This is a genomic window from Ochrobactrum soli, from assembly GCF_003664555.1.
Classification (GTDB): Bacteria; Pseudomonadota; Alphaproteobacteria; order Rhizobiales; family Rhizobiaceae; genus Brucella; species Brucella teleogrylli.
In genome coordinates this window covers 333,996-357,089 of the sequence record NZ_RCHH01000003.1, presented here as the reverse complement: position 1 = coordinate 357,089, position 23,094 = coordinate 333,996, and the positions used below count along the sequence as shown (strand labels likewise).

The window sequence follows — 23,094 nt, the reverse complement described above, 5'->3', positions numbered from 1 at the left end:
CCATAGTCTTCAATAATTCAGTCGTCTTCAGACGGCACACCGGGCACTTCCGAAACGGCGTCGAGGTCAATGTCCTCGTCATCGTTCTGTTCCGCCACGGCAATGCGCACGTCGGTGATTTTCGCGCCCGGAAAGGCCGCGAGAATGGCTGCCACATCCGGATCGGCGCGGGCATCGGTGACAAGATTGTCGCGACGCTCCGTTTCCGCTTCGGCAACCGTCTGGCTCGCGACATCACGCGCCACCGTCACCACCCAGCGAATGCCGGTCCAGTTCAAAAGATGCTGCGCGATCTCGCTCGGCAGCGATTTCGGCGCATCGTCGGTCAGGCCGATTTCAAGTCGTCCCGGCGCGATGGAGGCCAGACGCACGCAGTTCTTGACCAGAATCTTGAACTGCATGTTGCGATGCTTGTCGGCCATCGCAACAATGTCGTTCAGGCTGTTGACCGGCACGGAAGGCTGCGCTGCACTCTCGGCGACCGGCTGCGGAGCAGGCGGCTGAACCGGTTGTGGAGCCGTTTCCACGATACGCATGGCCGTGGCCGGACCGCCCGAGGCGGATGCCATCGAGGCCGAACCGACGGCATCGGCCGCGAAACGTGCTTCCGGCGCGCCGTTGCCATTGGAGCGAGGATTGCCCGGAGGCTGCGGACGCGGAGCAGAAACAGAACCGTTTTCAAGGCCGCGCAAGGCTTCGTCCAGCGTCGGCAGATCGGCAGCATGGGCCAGACGGATCAGCAACATTTCGGCAGCCTGCACCGGCCTTGTCGCCGTATCCACTTCCGCAATGCCCTTGAGTAGCATCTGCCAGGTGCGCGACAGCACGCGCACGGACAGCTTTTGCGCAAAATCGCGACCGCGCACGCGTTCATCTTCCGACAGCGACACATCTTCCGCCACATCGGGCGTGAAGCGCAGTCGTGTTACCAGATGATTGAAATCGGCCAGATCAGTTAGCACCACCGAGGGATCGGCACCCACATCATATTGGGCGCGAAACTCGGTGAGAGCGCCAGCCACATCGCCGCGCATCAGCATTTCGAACAGGTCGATGATGCGGGCGCGGTCGGCAAGCCCCAGCATGGAACGCACGGCTTCCGCACTGACCTGACCGGCACCATGCGCAATGGCCTGATCGAAGATCGACAGCGAATCGCGGGCGGAACCTTCTCCAGCTCGCGCAATCATGGCGAGCGACGCATCATCGACTTCGATCTGCTCGGCCTCCGCAATGCGGCGCAAATGCTGCGCCAGCGTGCCCGATTCGATGCGGCGCAGGTCGAAGCGCTGGCAGCGCGACAGAACCGTGATCGGCACCTTGCGGATTTCGGTGGTGGCGAAGATGAATTTCACATGCGGCGGCGGCTCTTCCAGCGTCTTCAACAGACCATTGAAGGCCTGATTAGAGAGCATGTGCACTTCGTCGATGATATAGACTTTGTAGCGCGCTGAAACCGGGCGATAGCGCACCTGCTCGATGATCTCGCGAATATCGTCAATGCCGGTATGCGAGGCAGCGTCCATCTCGATCACATCGACATGGCGGCCTTCCATAATTGCCTGACAATGCTCGCCGGGCACGGAAAGGTCGATGGTCGGCTGATCGACAGTATCGGTCTTGTAATTGAGCGCCCGCGCCAGAATGCGCGCCGTCGTCGTTTTGCCAACGCCGCGAACGCCGGTCAGCATCCAGGCCTGCGCGATGCGACCGGTCTCGAACGCATTTTTGAGCGTGCGCACCATCGGCTCCTGGCCGACGAGATCGTTGAAATTCTGCGGACGGTATTTGCGGGCGAGAACGCGATAGGCCCCATCGGCAGCTATGCCAGCGGATTTCGTATCCATGGCGACCCTTCCGTTCTTCCTGTTACGCTTTTTTCTCGACCGACAGTTTGGACCGGACGTATGAGCAAGGTCAACAACGGACACTGTTCATCAACAGCCGCCAGATAGCCAAGAAAAGTGGCGAATGAGAAAAAGGTGGGAGGCTGGCACGGCGACCCGTGCCTGGCTCGTTAGGGCTGCTTCCTTCCGGACCTGACCCGGTTGGCGAGTGGCTCGTCCACCACCAACCTCCCACGCTGCATATCGTCAATCGCAGCGCAAAAAGCAAGCGCAGAACGAAAAAAACTGATAGGAAACAGCTTATGACACAGTTCGAACTCGATAAACGGCTTGATGCCGACACTTTTTCCGTCGCCGTGCTCGGCCTTTGCGAGTTGCGACTGATGAATGACCGCCGCTGGCCGTGGCTTATCCTCGTGCCGCGCAGGGCCGATCTTTCAGAAATTCACGATCTGACGCCGCTCGACCAGACGATTCTTACCTTCGAGGCCGGATTGGTAGCGCAGGCGCTGAAAACCGTGACCGAGTGCCAGAAAATCAACACCGGAGCCCTCGGCAATATCGTGCGCCAGCTTCATCTGCATGTGATTGCCCGCAACGAGGGCGATGCGGGATGGCCCGGCCCCGTCTGGGGCCATGGCACGCGTGAAGCCTATGACGAAAAAGACGCCCGCAAGCTGATCGCCGACATTCGCGCGGCGCTGTAATTCTCCCAACAACAGCAATTCGAGAGCATCATGGCTTTCCGCCTCTACGATCTGCCGGAAATAGAACCGAGCCGTTTTGTCGGCTTTGGTGGCAACCGCATCGACCGCCAGTCCGAAAAACGTCAGGACGATTCGGCCTTCACCGCGCTGGAACTGCCGGAAACGCGCGTCATGCTTTTGGGCGGCAACAAGCTTCTGCTCGATTACACCGATGAAAAGACGCCGCGCGCGCTCTTCCGCTTCAGCGAAGCGAGGGACTTTGCACCCGATCTGCACGAGCCGGTGTTTCTGGGGTTGCAGGATGGCACGCCGCTCGTCGCCCTGATGGCCCCCATCGATCCCGAGGCGCTGGAAGTACCGTTTCGGGCGCAGGACTATCGCAGCATCTATATGGAAGGGCTGGTTTCAGCCGATCTGCTGGGCGCGCTGGCGCAAGCAGCGGCACTAACTGCCTGGCACAACAATCACCGTTTCTGCGGGCGTTGTGGCACAAAGACCGAAATGCGCGCCGGTGGTGCCAAGCGTCAATGTCCAAATTGCAGCGCCGAGCATTTCCCGCGCACCGATCCGGTGGCGATCATGCTGCCGGTGCGCGGTGACAAATGCATTCTCGCGCGCAGCCCGCATTTTGCTGCCGGTTCCTATTCCTGCCTTGCTGGTTTCATCGAACATGGCGAGACGATTGAAGCAGCGGTTCGTCGTGAAAGCCTTGAGGAAATGGGGCTCGCCATTGGTCGCGTCGGATATCACGCCAGCCAGCCCTGGCCGTTTCCCTATTCGCTGATGATCGGCTGCCATGCCGAAGTGCTGTCGGACGACTTCACTATCGACCGCTCGGAACTGGAAGACGGTCGCTGGTTCGGCAAGGATGAAGTCCGCACCATGCTGGCGGGCACCCATGAAAATGGGCTGCGAGTGCCACCATCCGGCGCCATCGCAACCCATCTGATCAAGGCATGGGCGGAAAACTGATTCTGCCCGATATTTTCGTGAATTATTCCGCGGCGAGCAACTGCGTGCCGCGAATGTCGCTGCCCCGATAGACGCCGAGAATACGTACTTCCTTGGAGAAGAATTCGAGTTCCTCCAAAGCGAGCTGTACATTGCGGTCTTCAGGGTGGCCCTCAATATCGGCATAGAACTGCGTGGCGATAAAACGCCCGCCGATCTGATAGCTTTCGAGCTTGGTCATATTGACGCCGTTGGTGGCAAAGCCGCCCATCGCCTTGTAAAGCGCTGCCGGAACGTTGCGCACGCGGAAAACAAACGTCGTCATGATGCGTTCGCCGTTTTCCGGGCGTGGTGCCCATTGCTTTTCCTTCGACAGAACCACGAAGCGGGTCACATTGTCTTCCGCGTCCTCGACATTTTCTTCCAGAATATCGAGGCCGTAGAGATCGGCGGCCAGACGCGGCGCGAGCGCTGCCATCGAACGGTCCTGCATGTCGGCGACGAGACGGGCAGCGCCCGCCGTATCACCCGCGATGACCGGCTTCCAGCCGTTCTGGCGGATGACCTTGCGGCACTGGCCGAGCGCGTGAATATGGCTGTGAACCGTCTTGATTTCCTCGCGCTTGACGCCCGGAAGCACCATCAGCTGAAAATGGATCGGCAGGAAATATTCGCCCACAATGTGCATATCGGCCAGCGGCAGCAGATAATGAATATCCGCAACGCGACCAGCCAGCGTATTCTCGATCGGGATCATCGCCAGATCGGCAGCGCCGGTCTCGACCGCGTTGAAAGCGTCTTCAAAAGTCGGACACGGCAAAGGCTCCATACCGGGAAACATGTTGCGCGACGCCGTATCGGAATTGGCACCCGCTTCACCCTGAAAAGAAATCCGGTTGGTTTTCATCGTCGTCGTACTTTCTCAAACGCCCCTCACTCGCGGGGCTTTCCTGGTTGTTGACCTTGTCAAAGACCCTTTGCGACAAGAAGTCGGGCGCGGTCAAGGTCGGCGGGCGTATCGACGCCCAGCGGCACCGTTTTCACCACTTCGACATCGATGCGCATGCTGGCTTCCAAAGCGCGCAATTGCTCAAGCTTTTCGCGCTTTTCCAGCGGCGACGGCCCGAGTTTCACGAATTTCTCCAGCGCCGAACGGCGATAGGCATAAAGGCCGATATGATGATAGAGCGGGCCGTCGCCATAAGGCGCCGTGGCGCGGGTGAAATAGAGCGCGCGCAGACGCGAACTGCCCGCCAGCGGCGAGCCGACGATCTTCACCACGCTCGGATTGGTCTTTTCCGATTCTTCCTCAATCTCGACGCCAAGCGTCGCAATATCTGCCGGACCGTCTTCGAGCGGCAGCAGAGCGCTGCGGATTATGTCGGGATCTATGGTCGGCAAATCACCCTGCACATTGACCACGGCATCGAACTCGCCAGCCGGATCGAGCTTCAAAAGCGCTTCATAGATGCGGTCCGAACCCGATTCGTGATCGGTGCGGGTCATGACGGCTTCGTGGCCATGCGCAGTGACGGCGGCAAAAATTTCCTCGCTATCGGTCGCAACGACGGCGCGCCCAAGCTTGGCGGCGGCGGCTCTGTCGGCCACATGCACGATCATCGGCTTCCCGCAAATATCGGCCAGCGGCTTGTTCGGCAAGCGCGTGGCGGCCAGTCTTGCCGGAATAAGAGTAAGGGTCTTTAAGGTCTGAAGCATGGTCGCCTCTTGTTGTCTCGTCGGATCGTGGCCGTCTTTCGAGGAGTTTTATCCGCACTGTAAATGCTGCAAAAGTGTCAAAAAGTCACGGGTCTGGTTACCCTTATAGGTGTTGCATCGCCCTGGTAAAAGACCTAGTTTCCGCCCGATGCCGCGGAGAGAATTGCAACCTCATATGAGGTGCGCATGTCGGCTGAGGAGAGCGTTCTCGGGGAGAGCGTTTTGGTAGAGGGAGCGCTGACCGGCGATGAATTCAACCCGGACTAACAAGTTTATCATGGCTTTTCTGGCAACGGTTTTCGTTGTCATGACGACGGGCATCCTGTCCGATGCGCTGTTTCATTCGCCTGCACCGGAAAAGCCCGGTTTTATAATCGAAGCGGCGGAAGCGTCGACCGGTGAAGGGGGAGCTGCACCGGCCAAGGAAGAAGTTTCCATCGCAACATTGCTGCAATCCGCCGATCCTGCGCGCGGCGAAACAGTTTTCAAGCGCTGTGCTGCCTGCCACACCGGCGAAAAGGGCGGCGCAAACAAGGTCGGCCCGCATCTGTGGGATGTCGTGAACCGTCCGGCGGCTTCCGTTGAAGGTTTTGGCTATTCGTCCGCCATGAAGGAATTCGGCGCAGGCGGCAACAAGTGGGACTTCGAGCATCTCAACAAGTTCCTGACGTCGCCAAAAGGCTTCATCAAGGGCACGGCCATGGGCTTTGCGGGCGACAAGAAGGACAATGAGCGCGCCGATCTGATCGCCTATCTGCGCACGCTGTCCGACAACCCGGCTCCACTTCCAGCCGCTGATGCCGCACCGGCAGGCGGCGATGCTAAGCCTGCGGATGCAGCGCCTGCACCGGAAGGCGAAAAGCCAGCCGCACCGGCGAACTAATAGCGCAAGAATGATCGAAAAGCCCGGTTTCAACCGGGCTTTTTCATTTGGACGATGAAATTTATTGTCCCGGTGCCTTTCTTCCTCCGCAAAAACCCATAAGACTCATACAGATGATCCGAAGCAGAAACGGAGAGACTGGATGAAAGCGTTTTGGGCGGGTGCATTTGCGGTTGCCATGCTTGCAAGCACAATGTCGTTAAGCCATGCGAGCGACGTGGAACCCCAATGGCGCAGTTCTTCCAGCCTGCTCGGCGAGCCCAAATATGCGGCTGATTTCAAGCATTACGACTACGTAAACCCGCAAGCGCCGAAGGGCGGCACGCTCAATCAGGTGGCCGTCGGCACATTCGACAGTCTCAACCCGTTCGTCGTGCAGGGCGTCGCCGCAGCGGGCCTGTCAGACTTCGGCGGCGGCATGCTCTACGATACGCTGATGACAGATTCGCTCGATCAGGGATCGACACAGTATCCGCTGATCGCCGAAGCGCTTCAGTACCCGGATGATTATTCCTGGGTGAAGTTCAAGCTCAACCCGAACGCCAAATGGCATGACGGTCAGCCGATCACCGTGGAAGACGTGATCTGGTCCTTCAATGTGCTTAAGAAACAGTCGCCACTTTACAACAAATATTATGGCGACGTGGAAAGCGCGGAAAAGACCGGCGACCACGAGGTGAAGTTCAACTTCAGCCAAAAGGGCAATCGCGAATTGCCGCAAATCATGGGCCAGCTCGCAGTGCTGCCGCAGCATTGGTGGGAGGGCAAGGACGCGCAGGGCAAACAGCGCGATATCAGCCGCCCGACGCTGGAAATTCCGCTGGGTTCTTCTGCCTACAAGATCGACCGCGTTGCGCCGGGACGATCCATCACCTGGGCGCGCGTCGATGATTACTGGGGCAAAGACCTGGCCGTGAATGTCGGTCGCAACAATTTCGACCGCGTCGTCTACGAGTATTACTTCAACGAAGATGCAACCTGGGAAGCCTTCAAGAAGGGCGGCCAGTATGATTATCGTAACGAAAACCGCGCCCAGCGCTGGGCGGAACAGTATAATTTTCCGGCAGTCGAGCGCGGTGACGTCGTCAAGAAGTCCTTCCCGTATAATGCCGTCGGCCGCATGCAGGGCTATTTCCTGAATACGCGGCGCGACAAGTTCAAGGACCCGAAAGTTCGTCAAGCGCTGACCTATGCTTTCGACTTCGAATCCATGAACCGCATGCTGTTTTTTAATCAGTATAACCGCATCAACAGCTATTTCGCTGGCAATGAATTGCAGCTGAGCGGCCCGCCGACCCCGGCGGAGCAGGCCATTCTCGAAACGGTCAAGGATGCGCTCCCCGCAGATGCGCTGACCAAGGAATTCAAGCTGCCTGTTTACGACACGCCGCAGGCCACCCGCGATAATCTGCGAACGGCTCTGAAGCTGTTTGCGGAAGCGGGTTGGAAATTGCAGGGCAACAAGCTGGTCGATGCGAATGGCAATCCGTTCACCATCGAATTTCTCGGCAAGGATCCGACCGACGAGCGCATCTACAATCCGTTTGCGGCGAGCCTGCGCAAGATCGGGATCAATGCCACGGTGCGTATCGTCGATACCGCCCAATATCAGGCGCGGGTCAATGATTTCGACTATGATATCATCACCTCGGTCATCGCGCAGACCGCCTCGCCCGGCAATGAGCAGCGCGACATGTGGGGCTCGAAGGCCGCAGATTTCAAAGGCAGCCGCAACTATGCCGGTATCAAGAACCCGGCCATCGACACGCTGATCGACCGCGTGATCTATGCCAAGGATCGCGAGGAACTGGTGGCCGCAAGCCATGCGCTCGACCGGGCGCTGTTGTGGAATTATTACGTGATCCCGCAATGGTATTCCGACCACATCAATGTGGCCTATTGGAACAAGTTCGGCATGCCGGAAAAGCAGCCGGATTATCTGGGCATCGATCCATTCTCATGGTGGGTCGACTCCGCGAAGGAAGCCAAACTGAAGACCGGCAGCGAATAGGGACAAGCGGAGAATGACGATGCTTCGCATGAACCGCCGCCATTTTCTGGGTGTTTCGGGCAGCGCCGCAATCGCGGCCTGCCTGCCGGGTCAGGCTGTCATTGCCAACGCCTTTGCGGAGGTGCCGACCGGCAAGTCCCTGCATGGCCTGTCCGCCTTTGGCGAGCTGAAATATGGCAGCGATTTCACCCATTTCGATTACACCAGTCCAGACGCGCCGAAAGGCGGCACGTTCAGGTTTGCGCCAGCAAGCTGGACCTGGAACCAGAACACGCAGACCTTCAACACGCTCAGCACCTTTACCTTCAAAGGCGACGCGCCGCCGCGCATGGAGCTGACCTATGACAGCCTGATGGTCCCGGCGCTCGATGAACCGGATTCCGTCTACGGACTTATCGCTGAAAGCGTCACGCTGTCGAAAGATCGTCGGGCCTGCACCTTCAAGCTGCGCAAGGAAGCGCGGTTCCATGACGGATCACCGATCACGGCGAAAGACGTGCTGTTCACCTATACGGTGCTGAAGGAAAAGGGCCACCCGCTCATACGTCAGTCGCTCGCCGGGCTGGAAAAGGTGGAACTGACGGGCAAGAACGATATTCGCATGCGTTTTGCGACGGATCGCGGCCCCAACGCCATCCTTGACGCCGTGGTGCTGCCGATCCTGTCGGAGACCTGGTTCAAGGATCGCGATTTCGAAGCGACCACGATGGAACCGGTGCTCGGTTCGGGCGCTTACAAGGTGGGGAATTTCACCGCCGGTCAATTCATTGAATATGATCGTTTCGAAGACTACTGGGCCAAGGATTTGCCAGTGCGGCGCGGTTCCAGCCATTTCGACCGCATCCACATCGAGTTCTTCCGCGACCGGCAGCCGGAATTCGAAGCCTTCAAGAAAGGCGATATCGATTTTCGTTCCGAAAGCGTGTCCAAGAACTGGGCTACCGGCTACGACTTCCCGGCCATTCAGGAAAAGAAAATCATCAAGCGCACCTTCCCGAAAGAGAAGAGCCCGCTGATGCAGGCCTGGGCGCTGAACCAGCGTCGCGAGCGTTTCCGCGACCCGCGCGTGCGGGAGGCAATCAGCCTCTGTTTTGATTTCGAGTGGACCAACAAAAACCTCTTCTTCGACACCTATGAGCGCTCGCAATCGAGTTTCAACGGGTCGGATTTTCAGGCCAGGGGCCTCCCCACCCCGGATGAGTCGAAAGTGCTGGAACGCTATCGCGGCAAGCTTCCCGATGCCGTGTTCGGCGAGGCCGTCATCATGCCGGTTTCGGATGGAACAGGGCGGGACCGCGCGCAATTCGGCAAAGCCGTCAAACTGATGGAAGAAGCCGGTTTCGAGCGGCGCAACGGGCAGTTTCACGACAAGGACGGCGCGAAATTCGCGCTGGAAATTCTCAGCGATTCGGAAGCCTTCACGCGCGTCTACAATCCGTTCATCCAGAAACTGCGGGCCATCGGTATCGATGCCAGTTTGCGGCTGGTGGATGCCAGCCAGTATCAGGCGCGGATGCAGGATTTCCAGTTCGACATGGTGGGCATTGCAATGCTGTTTGGCGCGACGCCGACGTCAGAATCGCTTTCCAGCATGTTTGGTTCGCAAGCGGCCAAGACGCCCGGAAGCTATAATCTGCCCGGCACAGCCGACCCGTTGATCGACGCCCTGATCGACGATGCCGGAAAAGTGTCGACCCGCGACGATCTTGTCGCGACCATCAGAGTGCTGGATCGGTACTTGCGTATCCGGCGCGACTGGATTCCAAATTGGACAACAGCGAATCATCTCGTCGCCTATTGGGACCGGTTCGGTTTCAAGGAACCGAAGCCCGATTACGGCTTTCCGGTCGAGACGCTGTGGTGGATTGAAGAAGAAAAGGCAAAAGTTGTTGGTAAGCCATAAGAGAAACACGGATCTAACGCGAGAGCCAAGCTAATGGGCGCCTACATCCTCCGCCGCTTGATCTTAATGATCCCGACCATCTTCGGCATCATGGCTATTTCCTTCGCCGTTGTTCAATTCGCTCCCGGCGGTCCGGTCGAGCGCGTGATCGCGCAGCTTTCCGGTCAGGGCGGCGACGCGCTGGACCGCCTTTCCGGTGGCGGCAGCGATTTCGGCCAGAGCGCGGTCGATAGCGGCTCGGTCAATTCGAAATATCGCGGCGCACAGGGGCTCGACCCCCAATTCATTGCCGATCTTGAAAAGCAGTTTGGCTTCGACAAGCCGCCACTGGAACGTTTCGGTCAGATGCTATGGAATTATCTGCGTTTTGATTTTGGGCGCAGCTATTTCCGCGACATCAGCGTCATCGATCTGATCAAGGAAAAGATGCCGGTTTCGATCTCGCTCGGCCTGTGGCTGACGTTTCTGTCCTACATGATCTCGATCCCGCTTGGCATTCGCAAGGCAATCAAGGAAGGCACGCGCTTCGATACATGGACCAGCGCGGTCATCATTGTCGGCTATGCCATTCCAAGCTTCCTCTTCGCCATCCTGCTGATCGTGCTGTTTGCGGGCGGCTCGTTCTTCGACTGGTTCCCGCTGCGCGGCCTCACCTCGCCCGACTTCGTGCAAATGTCATTCTGGGGCAAGATCGGCGACTATCTCTGGCACATGGTTCTGCCGGTCACGGCGCTGGTGCTTTCGGCCTTCGCCACCACAACACTTTTGACGAAAAACTCGTTTCTCGAGGAAATCCGCAAGCAATATGTGACGACGGCGCGCGCCAAGGGCCTTACCGAAAATCAGGTGCTTTATCGCCATGTCTTCCGCAACGCCATGCTGATCGTCATTGCCGGTTTTCCGGGCGCTTTCATCTCGGCTTTCTTCACCGGCTCGCTTTTGATTGAAACCATCTTCTCGCTCGACGGTCTTGGCCTGCTCGGCTACCAGTCGGTCATCAACCGTGATTATCCGGTTGTATTCGCCAATCTCTTCATCTTCTCGCTGATCGGTCTGCTCGTCGGGCTTCTGTCCGATCTGACCTATACGTGGATCGATCCGCGCATCGATTTCGACCGGAGGGACGTGTGATGACCGATGCCGCCCTCACCCCCACCGTCAAGCCCGTAAAGCGTCCATGGCTGTCGCCGCTGAACCGTCGCCGCTGGCAGAATTTCAAGGCCAACAAACGCGGTTACTGGTCGCTGTGGGTTTTTCTGTTCCTGCTCATTGCCGCCCTTTGCTCGGAATTCATCGCCAATGATCGCCCCATTCTCGTTTCCTACAAGGGCGAGTTGCTGGCGCCGGTCTTTGTCGATTATCCGGAAGAGAAATTCGGCGGCTTCTATGCGGTGACCGACTATCGCGATCCGGTGATCCAGGAAGAAATCGCCAATAATGGCTGGGCGATCTGGCCGCCGATCCGCTATTCCTACAACACCGTGAATAATGAAATCCCGGAAGCGGCGCCGTCCAAGCCTTTCTGGCTCTTTTCCGCCGAGGAACGTTGCCAGCGCTATCCGCAAGGCGTGAGCGATCCCAATTGCCGTTTCGGCAATTTCAACCTGCTAGGCACCGACGATCAGGCGCGCGACGTCTTTGCGCGCGCGCTTTATGGCTTCCGCATTTCGGTGCTGTTCGGCCTGATCCTCACCTTCTTCTCGGCCATCATCGGCGTGACGGCAGGCGCGGTTCAGGGCTATTTCGGCGGCTGGGTCGATCTGATCTTCCAGCGCATCATCGAAATCTGGTCGTCGATCCCCGTGCTTTATCTGTTGCTGATCATAGCGGCGATCCTGCCGCCCGGCTTCTGGGTGCTGCTCGGCATCATGCTGCTGTTCTCATGGGTGGCGTTCGTCGGCGTGGTGCGCGCTGAATTCCTGCGCGCCCGAAATTTTGAATATGTGAATGCCGCGCGCGCGCTCGGCGTGAAGAACGGCACCATCATGTGGCGGCATCTTCTGCCCAATGCCATGGTGGCGACGCTGACCTTTCTGCCCTTCATCCTCAACGGCTCGATCACCACGCTGACCTCGCTCGACTTCCTCGGCTTCGGCCTGCCACCCGGCTCGGCCTCGCTCGGCGAACTTCTGGCGCAGGGCAAGAATAATCTTCAGGCGCCGTGGCTCGGCATTACCGGCTTCGTGGTCATCTCGGTCATGCTGTCGCTGCTGATCTTCATCGGCGAGGCGACCCGCGACGCATTCGATCCGCGAAAGGCATTTCAATGAGTGGGTCAATGAGCGGATCCCTGTCCGAATCAGGCAATAAAACCCTGCTGTCCGTCCGCGACTTGTCGGTGGCCTTCCGCCAGAATGGCGAAGAACGCATTTCCGTCGACCGCGTGTCCTTCGACATTGCCGAAGGCGAAACTGTGGCACTGGTCGGCGAATCCGGCTCGGGCAAGTCTGTATCCGCTTTGTCGGTGCTGAAACTTCTGCCCTATCCGGCGGCCAGCCACCCTTCCGGTGAAATCCTTTTCAACGGCAAGGATTTGATGCAGGCCTCCGAGCCGGAATTGCGGCGCGTGCGCGGCAACGACATTGCCATGATCTTTCAGGAGCCGATGACCTCGCTCAACCCGCTGCACAGCGTCGAGCGGCAGGTCGGCGAAATTTTGCGTGTGCATCAGGGCATGGGCGACGCCCAGGCACGAGCACGCACGCTGGAGCTTTTGAACGAAGTGGGTATTCGCGAGCCGGAGAAGCGCCTGTCAGCCTTCCCTCATCAGCTTTCTGGCGGACAACGCCAGCGCGTGATGATCGCCATGGCGCTGGCCAACAAGCCGAAACTGCTGATTGCCGATGAACCCACCACCGCACTTGATGTGACGGTACAGGCGCAGATTTTGAAGCTGCTGGCCGAACTCAAGGCCGCGCAGGGCATGTCGATGCTGTTCATCACCCACGATCTCGGCATCGTGCGCAAGATCGCCGACAAGGTCTGCGTGATGAGCAAAGGCAAGATCGTCGAGGCTGGACCGACAACGGAAATTTTCGACAATCCGCAGCATCCCTATACAAAACATCTGCTTGCCGCCGAACCGAAGGGCGAGCCGCCCGCTGCCGATCCGGCAGCGAAAACGGTGATGGAAGGCAAGGATATCCGTGTCTGGTTCCCGATCAAAAAGGGGTTCATGCGCAAGACCGTCGACCATGTGAAGGCAGTGGACGGTATCGATGTCAATCTGCGCGCCGGTCAGACACTCGGTGTCGTCGGCGAATCGGGCTCTGGCAAGACTACGCTCGGCCTTGCCCTTTCGCGCATGATTTCATCAAAAGGCGATATCCACTTTGAAGGGCGCGATATCGCGAAATTCAGCTTCAAGGACATGCGTCCGCTGCGTCGTGAAATGCAGATCGTGTTTCAGGACCCGTTCGGCTCGCTCTCACCGCGCATGACCATTGCGGACATCATCGCCGAAGGTCTGCTGGTGCATGAGCCGAAACTCTCGGCAGACGACCGCGATGCGCGTGTCGTCTCGGCACTTCAGGAAGTGAACCTCGATCCCGAAACCCGCTTCCGCTATCCGCATGAATTTTCCGGCGGCCAGCGCCAGCGCATCGCCATTGCGCGCGCCATGGTGCTGAACCCGCGGTTCGTGATGCTGGATGAGCCGACCTCGGCGCTCGACATGAGCGTGCAGGCGCAAGTGGTCGATCTTTTGCGTGGATTGCAGAAGAAGCATGATCTCGCCTATCTTTTCATAAGCCACGATCTCAAAGTGGTGCGGGCACTGGCCAATGATGTGCTGGTGATGCGCAACGGCAAGGCGGTTGAATATGGTACGGCGAAGGACGTCTTCGCCAATCCGAAGACCGACTATACCAAGGCGTTGATGGCGGCAGCCTTCCATATGGAGGCGCTAGTGGAGTGAATTTGACATTTGGACACCGCCCGACCGATACGCAGGTTCAAATGTCAAATTCAAAACTCCACTAGATACAGAATTGATAAGTGGTCCTTTGATTCCGACATTTGCTCGGAGCTAAAGGCAATTGAAGGCAAATGTCGGAATCGGACCACTTGGGGAGGAGTGAGGCAATGACCACGAACAACGACAAAGGCAATATTCTTCTGGCGATCACCGATTGGGATCCGGAAATCTGGCTGAAGACATTCAAGGACAATGCGCCGGATCGCCCCGTGGTGACCGAGCGCGCCGAGGCCGATCCTTCCGTCAAATACGCGCTCGTATGGAAGCAGAAGCCCGGCTCGCTCGCCAATCTGCCCAATCTGAAAGTCATCTTCTCGCTTGGCGCTGGCGTGGACCATGTGTTCCGCGATGACCGCATTCCCGATGTGCCGCTGGTGCGCATCATCTCCGACGATCTGACCATGCGCATGACCGAATATGTGGTCTGGCAGGTGCTGGATCATCACCGTCTGGGCTCGCGCTATCGCAAGCAGCAGCAGAACCATGTCTGGCACGAAGATCGCCGCCAGCCTGCCGCCCATGAGGTGACGGTTGGCATTATGGGGCTTGGCGTGCTGGGTCGCGATGCGGCTGAAAAGCTGACCGCGCTCGGTTTTAACGTGACCGGATGGAGCCGCCGCCCTCAGGAAATCAAGGGCGTCAAAACCTATCACGGTCGCGACGGCTTTGGCGCTTTCCTCAAGACCGCCGATATTTTCGTCTGCTTGCTGCCGCTGACGCCGGACACCAAGGGCATCCTGTCCATGTCGATGTTCGCGCAGTTGAAAAGCGACGGACCGTTCGGCGCGCCGGTATTGATCAATGCCGGACGCGGCGGCTTGCAGAACGAGGCTGATATTCTGGCCGCGCTCGACCGTGGGCTGCTTTCGGCAGCAACGCTCGATGTGTTCAATCAGGAACCGCTGCCGGCCACCAGCGCGCTCTGGGATCATCCGCGCGTGACGATCACCCCGCACGCCGCCGCAAGCTCGTCAGCGACCGCGCTGGTGCCGCAGATCATCCGGCAGATCGAAGCTTTCGAGCGCAATGGCACGCTGGAGCATATCGTCGACCGCAACACGCAGTATTGATGTTGATATTCGGCTTGATCGGCAGCTACCGGCTGCCGGTCATCTCACCGCCTATCCCTGCACGATTTCCTTGCGCATGGTGATGGAGGTCGTGCGCGTATAGCCGGGATGCGCCGTTTCCGCGATCTTGCAATAACCGAGCTTTTCAAACACTGCCCGGTTGCGCGTCAGTTCGATACGCACCTGCAATTCAATCGCCGGCTTGCCCGTCGCGATAGTTTCGGCCTCCACACAATGCATAAGGGCGCGCGCGATCCCTTGCCCCTCGAAAGCAGGCGCAACGGCCAGCTTGCCGAGATAAAAGCTGTCGCTTCCTTCTTTGATGAAAACGCAGCCTACCAGTTCTTCGCCGATCAGGGCGACAAAGCCGATTTCATCGCTGGCCTTTTGTTTCAGCCCTTCCGCGGTCAGAAGATGCGCGGAAGACGGCGGATCGATCACGCCGTCCATATAGGCAAAGCTGTCGCGGATGAGTTTCAGAAGCTCGTCCCAGCGGGCGAAATCCTGAGTGATGGGTACGATACGGGGCGTGGTCATTTGGGCGTGCGCGCCTTGTAGCGAATGGTCTCGAAGCGGACATTCAGCGCATTATAGAGCAACAGGCGACCGACCAGCGGCTCGCCGATGCCGATGACGAGCTTGATGACCTCCATCGCCTGCAAGCTGCCGATCACGCCCGGCAACACGCCCAGCACGCCCGCTTCCGCGCAGGTTGGGACGGTTCCCGGCGGCGGTGCTTCCGGGAAGAGATCGCGATAGGAGGGATGTGGCGCGCCATCTGGCCCCGTCAGATAGGGCATCAGGACCGTCACGGTTCCATCGAAACGGCCCATCGCGCCTGTCACCAGCGGGCGCCCGACCTTGGCTGCCGTATCCGCCAGCACATAGCGTGTCGTGAAATTATCGGAACCGTCGACGATCACATCGTAAGCGGCAATGAGCGCTTCGGCATTGTCCGCACTGAGACGCAGGGCGTGGCCTTCGACCGCCACATGCGGATTGATGCGCGTAATGGCGCTTCGCGCGCTCTCGACCTTTTGCTGCCCGACGCTTTCCGTGTCGTGGATGACCTGACGCTGCAGGTTGGACAGCGAAACCGTGTCGTCATCGACGATGCCAAGCGTTCCTATGCCCGCTGCCGCCAGATATTGCAGCACGGGCGCGCCGAGACCGCCAGCGCCGACGACCAGCACGCGGGCCGCCTTCAGCTTCTGCTGGCCGGGACCGCCGACTTCCGGCAGCACGATATGGCGCGCATAGCGTTCAAGCTCTTCGGACGAAAATGGTCTGGATGGTGCATTCATGATGGTCACAACATAAGCCGCCGCGACGATGCTGTCAGCGGATATTTTAGCTCTTGGTGAGGACGCCGCCTGCGACACTGAAAAACTGCGCATCGCCGCCAAGCGTATCGAACAGCGCCCTGTCGGTTCCGGTCATGAAGGCCTGTCCGCCGAGATCATCGAGAATGCCGAACAAGGCGGCACGACGACCTGAATCGAGATGCGCGGCGATTTCGTCCAGAAGGAGAATCGGGGCCATGCCGGATAATTCGCCGGTCAGGCGCGCATGGGCGAGGATAAGACCGATCAGCAATGCCTTCTGCTCCCCGGTCGAACAAAGGGCGGCAGGCATCGCCTTCGGCCGATGCTGCACGATGAGGTCGGTGCGGTGCGGCCCGTCCAGCGTGCGGCCAGCCGCTCGATCCCGGATACGCCCGTCACGCAAGTTGCGGCGGAAATCCTCTTCCAGATCGAGCGCCGCCTCAACGCCGATCCGCTGTTCCAGCGAACCTTCCAGAAAGCAATCCGCCTTCGGGAAAGGACCTTCTGCCGGCAACCGTTCGATCATGGCTGCAATCAGCCGCATGGCTTCCGCCCGCGCTGCGGCAATGGCGGTGCCAAGCTCCGCCATCTGACTTTCAATGGCGTCGAGCCACCGGTCGTCATTATTGCCTTCGTTCAAAAGCCGGTTACGGCTGCGCATGGCCTTCTCATAATCGAGCACACGCTTGCCGTGCGCGGTATCGATGGCGAGCACCATGCGGTCGAGAAAACGCCGCCGGTCTGACGCGCCACCGGTGAAAAGCCCGTCCATGGAAGGAACGACCCAAAGAATGCGGGCATAATCGAGCAGCTCGTCGCCAGAGGCCGCAACGCCGTTGATGCGAACCTTGCGCCCGCCTTCTCCGCCGCCCGCAGTTCCGGTGCCGATTTCTGCTTCGCCGTAAATCATACAGTCGAGCGTCGCATGGATGGCAAAGCCATCAGGCGCGACCGTTCGCGCCACATCGTCATAGGAGGCCCGGCGAAGGCCGCGCCCCGGCGACAGAAAGGAAAGTGCTTCGATGAGATTGGTCTTGCCCGAACCGTTCTCGCCCGTCAGCACCACATGGCCGGGACCAAGCGGCAGCGAGAGTTCCGCATAATTGCGGAAATCAGTCAATTTAAGCCGCCGGACCGAAACCCGGTCAGGGCGGCTCGTTATATCGTCTTTTATATCCACAATCGGGTTCTTTAAGAGGCCTCTTCCAGCAAGATGCCGTGGCTGTCGAGATTTTGGTTATGGCGAGCCGAAAATGGTGGGATTTGAAAACCGGAGCGGAGTGTACTTCACCGCATAATCCCGAAAAGTTGCAAACTTTCGGGTCAAGATTATGCGACGAAAAATGCCACGTGAGCACCGGAAGCGAAATATCACGCCATTTGCAGGCCGCCAGAGCCTGAAGATCGATAGCTCTTAGACGCGCATCGGCATCAGGACATACAGCACATCTTCGTCGCCGGTGTCGCGCACCAGTGTAGGCGAACCGGCATCAGCCAGCATGAAGACAGCATCCGAGCCGGAAAGCTGGCTGGTGATGTCCAGCAGATATTTGGAGTTGAAGCCGATATCCAGTGGATCGGAATCATAATCCGCTGCCAGCTCATCCGTAGCGCTGCCCGAATCGGGATTATTGACCGTCAGCGTCAACTGGCCATCGGCGATGGAAAGCTTGACCGCACGGCCACGCTCGCTCGAAATGGTCGAAACGCGGTCCACCGAAGCGGCGAATTCCTGGCGTCCGATGGTGAGCTTCTTGTCATTGCCGGAAGGAATGACGCGCTGGTAATCCGGGAAGGTGCCGTCGATGAGCTTGGAAGTAAGCACCACCGAGCCGACCGTGAAGCGGATCTTGGCATCCGACAGTTCCACTGTCGCCACCACATCCGGAGCGTCAACCAGCTTTTGCAGTTCGGCAACCGTCTTGCGCGGGATGATAATGCCCGGCATGCCTTCCGTGCCCGATGGCGCTTCCAGTTCGGCACGCGCCAAACGGTGACCGTCGGTCGCCACGGCGCGCAGCTTCAGAGCGCCGTCGCTTTCAATGGCATGGAAGTAGATGCCGTTCAGATAATAGCGGGTTTCTTCCGTCGAGATCGCAAACTGGGTGCGGTCGATAAGGCGCTTCAGCGCCTGCGCTTCGATGCGGAAGGAATGGGTGAAAGACCCGGCTGTCAGTTCCGGGAAATCCGACTGCGGCAGGCACTGGAGACGGAAGGACGACTTGCCGGAAATGACCGACATGGAACCGCCATCCGGATTAGTCGACAGCATGACTTCCGCGCCATCGGGAAGCTTGCGCACAATGTCGTAGAGAAGGTGTGCCGGAACGGTCGTCGCACCCGCCTGCTCGACCATGGCGGCGGTTGCTTCATTCACTTCGAGGTCGAGATCGGTCGCCTTGAGGGCAAGGCTTGCGCCTTCGGCCTGCAAAAGCACGTTCGACAGAATCGGAATCGTGTTGCGACGCTCCACGACGCGGTGGACGTGGTTGAGAGATTTGAGAAGGTTCGATCGCTCTAGGGTAACACGCATGTTCAAACGCACTCGCTCGCTGGGACCAGGGCGCTTGCATCTGACGGGCAGCGGCCCTCGTCGGTACGGCGCCAGAGGCGCCAGAAAGGTCCGTTAAAGTGGCAGATTTTTAAGGAGAAAAGCAAGCCCGCGCCGTGCCGTAATGCGACAGGGCCCGGGCTTTTTGTTGATAACCGCGGTTGATAGCGGGGAAGCTCTCCAACACGACCGTTGCATTCTTCGTGAGGCCGGGCTGCAACGAGCAATTTCCTGCGCTCCGGTGCTCACGTACCTTTAAGTACGCTCCGCTCCGTTGCTCGAAAATCACCCGTTTCGCCATGGCCTGACGAATTTGCAACTGTCGTGTTAATCAAGCCGCCTGATCGTTGATGAGGCGCTTCAGAAGCTCCAGTTCCTGTGCCAGCTTGGTGTCGGCACCCACCAGATCTTCGATCTTGCGCACAGCGTGCAGCACGGTGGTGTGATCGCGTCCGCCAAAGCGGCGGCCAATTTCCGGCAGCGAGCGCGGCGTCATCATCTTGGCGAGATACATCGCCACCTGACGCGGCTTCACGATGGTGCGGGTACGACGATTCGAGAGCAGATCCTGCTTCGAAACATTGTAATGGCGCGCCACGATGCGCTGGATCTCCTCGATGCGGATGCGCTTCGGTTCACCTGCGCGGGTCAAGTGACCCAGCAGCTCATCCACGCGGTCGATCGACAGATTAGGCTCGAAAGACTGGCGGAACAGAAGCTGGTTGAAAGCACCTTCCAGCTCGCGACCCGATCCGGTGACGGTGCGGGCAACATGCGAGAGAATCTCGTCGCCAATGTTGAGGCTCGGATCTTCGACCTGTGCCGTGTTCAGACGACGGCGCAGCATTTCAACGCGCATGTCGTAATCCGGTGCGGCCACTTCAAGCGCGACGCCGCCCTGCAGACGCGAACGGACGCGAACGTCGAGCGATTCCAGTTCCGACGGTGCACGATCAGCGGCAACCACGACCTGCTTGGCGCTGTCGAGCAGCGTGTTCAGGAGATGGCAGAACTCGTGCTGAATGGACTTGCCCTGCAGGAACTGCATGTCGTCGATGACCAGAAGGTCGATGTCGCGCAGCTGCTCCTTGAAGGAAAGCGCATTGTTGTCACGGATCGCGGTCGCAAAGCGCCACATGAAATATTCAGCTGTCAGATAAACGACGCGGGCCTTTTCCTGACGCTGCAACGCTGCCGCTGCAATGGCCTGGAGAAGATGCGTCTTGCCGAGACCGACCGAGGCATGGATGAAAAGCGGGTTGAAGCGCACGGCGCTGGAACCGGCTTCCGCAATGGTGCGGGCGGCAGCAAGCGCCACGCGATTCGATGCGCCATCGACGAAGCTGTCGAAGGTGTAGCGCGGATCAAGCGGCGAACCGAGAATCGAGCCCGAAGCGGCAGCCGATTCTGCGACCACGGCGGAGCCGCGCTTGTCGCCGATATGCTGACCGGCAAAGGACTGGCCGACCGGGAACATCATCTTTTCGCGCGGCGCCACGACCGGCTTGGTTTCAGCCGATTCTGCCGTTTCTGCGGGAGCGGCGCTGCGAACCACACGGTTCATGCCGCGCACCACGACTTCGACCTTCAGGATCTGCGCGTTTTCTTCCTGCCAGAGTTCGGTCAGGAGTTCGGAATAATGATTGTTGATCCAGGAGCGCAGAAAAGCGGTCGGAACCGACAGACGCACAATGCTCTTGGAAATATCGTCAAGTTTCAACCGGCCAAACCAGCTCGAATAGATTTCGCTGCCCACGCGGGCTTTCAGCTTTGCCGTCAGGCGCTCGAAAGCCTCTTCGCTAACCGCAGCGTCCACGTTCGTCAGGCTCTTGTCATTGCCGGTAGCAGAAGATCCATGGATACGGTTCGCATGTGCATCATCACCCATCGTTGCCGTCGCCTTGCCGCTCGTCATTGCCATCGCTCGCCTGCCTTCACATTCGTACGCGCCATTTTCCGGCGCTTGTCATTTTTTCCAGCTCGTCGTTCCGGATCTGTCGTCCTTCAACGTCGGCGGTACTCATTCATACACTCAGACCCGCAAACATCCGGGCCAAACACAAACTCAATCGAACCCAACAGGTCCCAAACCGAAATACTCCTTTCCGGTTACCCGCGCACGACTCATACAACTGTTCACCGAAGGCTGATTGCCCGGAACCCCTTCCACGACAACCACTCAATTGCCCGCCATCTGTCCAAAACGACTTTCCGGTTAATGGCCAGTTAATGGCCCGGTCATTGAATGATAAGCAATCGCCTGAAAGAAAGAGGACCTTGGAGACCAGAAAATAGCGCCCGCGGATTGAACATCCACGCTGACATTCGACAGCAATAAGCGCTAACTCCGGGCCGGTGGCCCACCCCTCTTGATGAGCTGACTTTAGCGAAGGGCCGGCGCAAAGAGCAAGCCTGAGATTGCCAGTTTTTTTTCATAAAACCCCTTGCATAGGGCCGTGCGACAGACAGGGAATCGGACGCCAGCGAATTAACACCTTTGGATTCAAGGCATTTTCCACATGGTCAAATTAGATGGTCCTGATCTGTTCCGCCTGAAAAATAAATTTTAAAATTCTGCTTGACTCAAACGGCCTTCCGAGTCCCGCCAACCCCCTGTGGATAACTCCGTTGGAATCTCCGCAAATGATTGAAATTACAATTGAAAATTACCCAATCATTGCTTTTGGAAACCTCGGAAACTGGCCTTTTCACATTGAAAAAACTGCGAAAAAATGGCGACCTCTCCTTGCGCAGTCTTTTGGCAGAAACCTGAAAAAAAGAAAACCCGGCTAACAATGAGCCGGGTTTCGAAATTTACATATAAAAATAGGCGGCAATTAGGCGTTGAGTGCCTTCACGCGCTTGGCAAGACGAGACACCTTGCGAGCAGCAGTGTTCTTGTGCACGACGCCCTTGGAGGCTGCGCGCATCAGTTCAGGCTCAGCAGCCTTGAATGCGACTTCCGCAGCCTGCTTGTCGCCGCTCAGCAGAGCGTCTTCCAGCCTGCGGATGAAAGTGCGAACGCGCGAGCGGCGCGACTTGTTGATTTCGGTGCGGGCAGCGATCTTGCGCACTGCCTTCTTGGCCGAAGGAGTATTGGCCATAAATGCCTCTCTTTTTCTGTCAGCTAGCCAGGGGCTTAAACCGCCGGGCACAAAACCTCTAGGGCAGCCGAAATCCCTAGAAATCCCGGGAAGGCCGCCGATCCGTGGGCGGGCTTATAGATCAGCTTTGCCCTCACGTCAACGAGGATTCTGCCTCAACCGCCAATCAAAAAGCCGGATTTGCGCCTGCGCGCGGGCTTTTCGGCCCTTACAAGGGGCCATCATACCGCATCGGGCAACGGTAATGGCTGCCCGATGTGCTGTCAGTCTTATCGATTCTTGAAGCTTGGCGTGCGCTTGTCGATGAAAGCGGCCATGCCTTCCTTCTGGTCTTCCGTCGCAAAAAGCGAATGGAACAGGCGGCGCTCATAGCGCAGTCCTTCGTTCAAGGTCAATTCGTAGCTGCGATTGACGGCTTCCTTGGCCATCAGCACGGACGGACGCGAGAAGGAGGCGATGCGCTCGGCTGCCTTCAGCGCTTCTTCCAGCAAGACTTCCGGCTCAACGACCCGCGAAACGAGACCCGAACGCTCGGCTTCCGCTGCATCCATCATGCGGCCCGTCAGGCACATATCCATGGCCTTGGACTTGCCGACAAAACGGGTCAGGCGCTGCGAGCCGCCCATGCCAGGAATTACGCCCAGCGTAATTTCCGGCTGGCCGAACTTGGCATTGCTGCCCGCGATGATGAAGTCGCACATCATGGCCAGCTCGCACCCGCCACCCAGCGCATAGCCGGAAACGGCGGCGATGATCGGCTTGCGCACGCGGTCCACCTTCTGCCAGTCGGCGAACATATCCTGCAGATAGGCATCGACGAAATCGATCGACTGCATTTCCTTGATGTCGGCACCCGCCGCGAAGGCTTTTTCGGAACCGGTCAACACCACGGCGCCAATCTTGTCATCGGCGTCGAAAGCCGAGAGCGCATCCGTCAAATCATCGAGCACTCCCCGATTGAGCGCATTGAGCGCTTGCGGGCGATTGAGGCGGATAAGCCCGACATTGCCGCGCGTCTCGACGATGATCGTTTCATAAGCCATGGAATTC

19 protein-coding genes and 1 other RNA gene are annotated in these 23,094 nt (G+C 58.5%); 9 read left to right on the top strand and 11 right to left on the bottom strand.

Features of this window, described 5'->3' with window-relative positions; all coding sequences use genetic code 11:
* Positions 1 to 17: 17 nt before the first annotated feature.
* Complete coding sequence (locus tag D8666_RS07115) at positions 18 to 1,847, bottom strand: DNA polymerase III subunit gamma/tau (RefSeq protein WP_121537024.1); 1,830 nt, start codon at positions 1,845 to 1,847, stop codon at positions 18 to 20.
* A gap of 135 nt (positions 1,848 to 1,982) precedes the next feature.
* Positions 1,983 to 2,079, bottom strand: an RNA gene (ffs, locus tag D8666_RS07110) — signal recognition particle sRNA small type.
* A gap of 70 nt (positions 2,080 to 2,149) precedes the next feature.
* Between ffs and D8666_RS07105 the strand changes: the two genes are divergently transcribed.
* The gene (locus tag D8666_RS07105) at positions 2,150 to 2,554 is read left to right on the top strand and encodes an HIT domain-containing protein (RefSeq protein WP_109368068.1); all 405 of its coding nucleotides are present in this window, start codon (positions 2,150 to 2,152) and stop codon (positions 2,552 to 2,554) included.
* 30 nt (positions 2,555 to 2,584) lie between these two features.
* Positions 2,585 to 3,526 (top strand): NAD(+) diphosphatase, encoded by a 942-nt coding sequence (gene nudC, locus D8666_RS07100; protein WP_109368067.1) that lies wholly within the window; start codon positions 2,585 to 2,587, stop codon positions 3,524 to 3,526.
* Between the two features lie 22 nt (positions 3,527 to 3,548).
* Here the strand turns inward: nudC and D8666_RS07095 are convergent, their stop codons facing one another.
* Both D8666_RS07095 and D8666_RS07090 read right to left on the bottom strand, forming a co-directional pair.
* Positions 3,549 to 4,412 carry a prephenate dehydratase gene (locus tag D8666_RS07095; protein ID WP_109368066.1) on the bottom strand — a complete coding sequence of 288 codons (864 nt, stop codon included), beginning with the start codon at positions 4,410 to 4,412 and terminating at the stop codon, positions 3,549 to 3,551.
* A gap of 59 nt (positions 4,413 to 4,471) precedes the next feature.
* Positions 4,472 to 5,221 (bottom strand): 3-deoxy-manno-octulosonate cytidylyltransferase, encoded by a 750-nt coding sequence (locus D8666_RS07090; protein ID WP_109368065.1) that lies wholly within the window; start codon positions 5,219 to 5,221, stop codon positions 4,472 to 4,474.
* 247 nt (positions 5,222 to 5,468) lie between these two features.
* Here D8666_RS07090 and D8666_RS07085 point away from each other — a divergent pair, with 247 nt between their 5' ends.
* The 7 genes from D8666_RS07085 to D8666_RS07055 all read left to right on the top strand — a co-directional run bounded on the left by D8666_RS07085 (position 5,469) and on the right by D8666_RS07055 (position 15,064).
* The gene (locus tag D8666_RS07085) at positions 5,469 to 6,104 is read left to right on the top strand and encodes a c-type cytochrome (protein ID WP_109368064.1); all 636 of its coding nucleotides are present in this window, start codon (positions 5,469 to 5,471) and stop codon (positions 6,102 to 6,104) included.
* A gap of 142 nt (positions 6,105 to 6,246) precedes the next feature.
* The gene (locus tag D8666_RS07080; protein WP_109368063.1) at positions 6,247 to 8,115 is read left to right on the top strand and encodes an extracellular solute-binding protein; all 1,869 of its coding nucleotides are present in this window, start codon (positions 6,247 to 6,249) and stop codon (positions 8,113 to 8,115) included.
* Positions 8,116 to 8,128: 13 nt separating this feature from the next.
* Entirely contained in the window at positions 8,129 to 10,018 is a 1,890-nt protein-coding gene (locus tag D8666_RS07075; protein ID WP_109368062.1) for an extracellular solute-binding protein, read from the top strand.
* Between the two features lie 33 nt (positions 10,019 to 10,051).
* Positions 10,052 to 11,149: a microcin C ABC transporter permease YejB gene (locus D8666_RS07070; protein ID WP_109368061.1), complete on the top strand. Its 1,098-nt coding sequence runs from the start codon at positions 10,052 to 10,054 to the stop codon at positions 11,147 to 11,149.
* A complete protein-coding gene (locus tag D8666_RS07065; RefSeq protein WP_109368060.1) occupies positions 11,149 to 12,288 on the top strand; it encodes an ABC transporter permease in 1,140 nt (379 codons plus the stop codon). Before D8666_RS07070 ends, D8666_RS07065 begins: the two co-directional genes overlap by 1 nt.
* The gene (locus D8666_RS07060) at positions 12,285 to 13,934 is read left to right on the top strand and encodes an ABC transporter ATP-binding protein (RefSeq protein ID WP_109368059.1); all 1,650 of its coding nucleotides are present in this window, start codon (positions 12,285 to 12,287) and stop codon (positions 13,932 to 13,934) included. Before D8666_RS07065 ends, D8666_RS07060 begins: the two co-directional genes overlap by 4 nt.
* A 167-nt stretch (positions 13,935 to 14,101) precedes the next feature.
* On the top strand, positions 14,102 to 15,064 hold the full coding sequence (locus D8666_RS07055; RefSeq protein WP_109368058.1) for a 2-hydroxyacid dehydrogenase: 963 nt from the start codon (positions 14,102 to 14,104) through the stop codon (positions 15,062 to 15,064).
* Positions 15,065 to 15,115: 51 nt separating this feature from the next.
* Here the strand turns inward: D8666_RS07055 and D8666_RS07050 are convergent, their stop codons facing one another.
* The 7 genes from D8666_RS07050 to D8666_RS07015 all read right to left on the bottom strand — a co-directional run bounded on the left by D8666_RS07050 (position 15,116) and on the right by D8666_RS07015 (position 23,087).
* Complete coding sequence (locus D8666_RS07050; protein WP_109368057.1) at positions 15,116 to 15,601, bottom strand: GNAT family N-acetyltransferase; 486 nt, start codon at positions 15,599 to 15,601, stop codon at positions 15,116 to 15,118.
* Complete coding sequence (locus D8666_RS07045) at positions 15,598 to 16,368, bottom strand: molybdopterin-synthase adenylyltransferase MoeB (RefSeq protein ID WP_109370134.1); 771 nt, start codon at positions 16,366 to 16,368, stop codon at positions 15,598 to 15,600. Before D8666_RS07045 ends, D8666_RS07050 begins: the two co-directional genes overlap by 4 nt.
* A 46-nt stretch (positions 16,369 to 16,414) precedes the next feature.
* Positions 16,415 to 17,569, bottom strand: coding sequence for a DNA replication/repair protein RecF (gene recF, locus D8666_RS07040; RefSeq protein WP_121537022.1), 1,155 nt, complete (start codon positions 17,567 to 17,569; stop codon positions 16,415 to 16,417).
* Positions 17,570 to 17,803: 234 nt separating this feature from the next.
* Entirely contained in the window at positions 17,804 to 18,922 is a 1,119-nt protein-coding gene (dnaN, locus tag D8666_RS07035) for a DNA polymerase III subunit beta (RefSeq protein ID WP_109368055.1), read from the bottom strand.
* 349 nt (positions 18,923 to 19,271) lie between these two features.
* On the bottom strand, positions 19,272 to 20,855 hold the full coding sequence (gene dnaA, locus D8666_RS07025) for a chromosomal replication initiator protein DnaA (RefSeq protein ID WP_109368053.1): 1,584 nt from the start codon (positions 20,853 to 20,855) through the stop codon (positions 19,272 to 19,274).
* 922 nt (positions 20,856 to 21,777) lie between these two features.
* Positions 21,778 to 22,044, bottom strand: a complete 267-nt coding sequence (rpsT, locus tag D8666_RS07020) for a 30S ribosomal protein S20 (RefSeq protein WP_109370133.1) — start codon at positions 22,042 to 22,044, stop codon at positions 21,778 to 21,780.
* A 269-nt stretch (positions 22,045 to 22,313) separates the two neighbouring features.
* Positions 22,314 to 23,087, bottom strand: a complete 774-nt coding sequence (locus D8666_RS07015) for an enoyl-CoA hydratase (protein WP_109370351.1) — start codon at positions 23,085 to 23,087, stop codon at positions 22,314 to 22,316.
* Positions 23,088 to 23,094 lie beyond the last annotated feature (7 nt).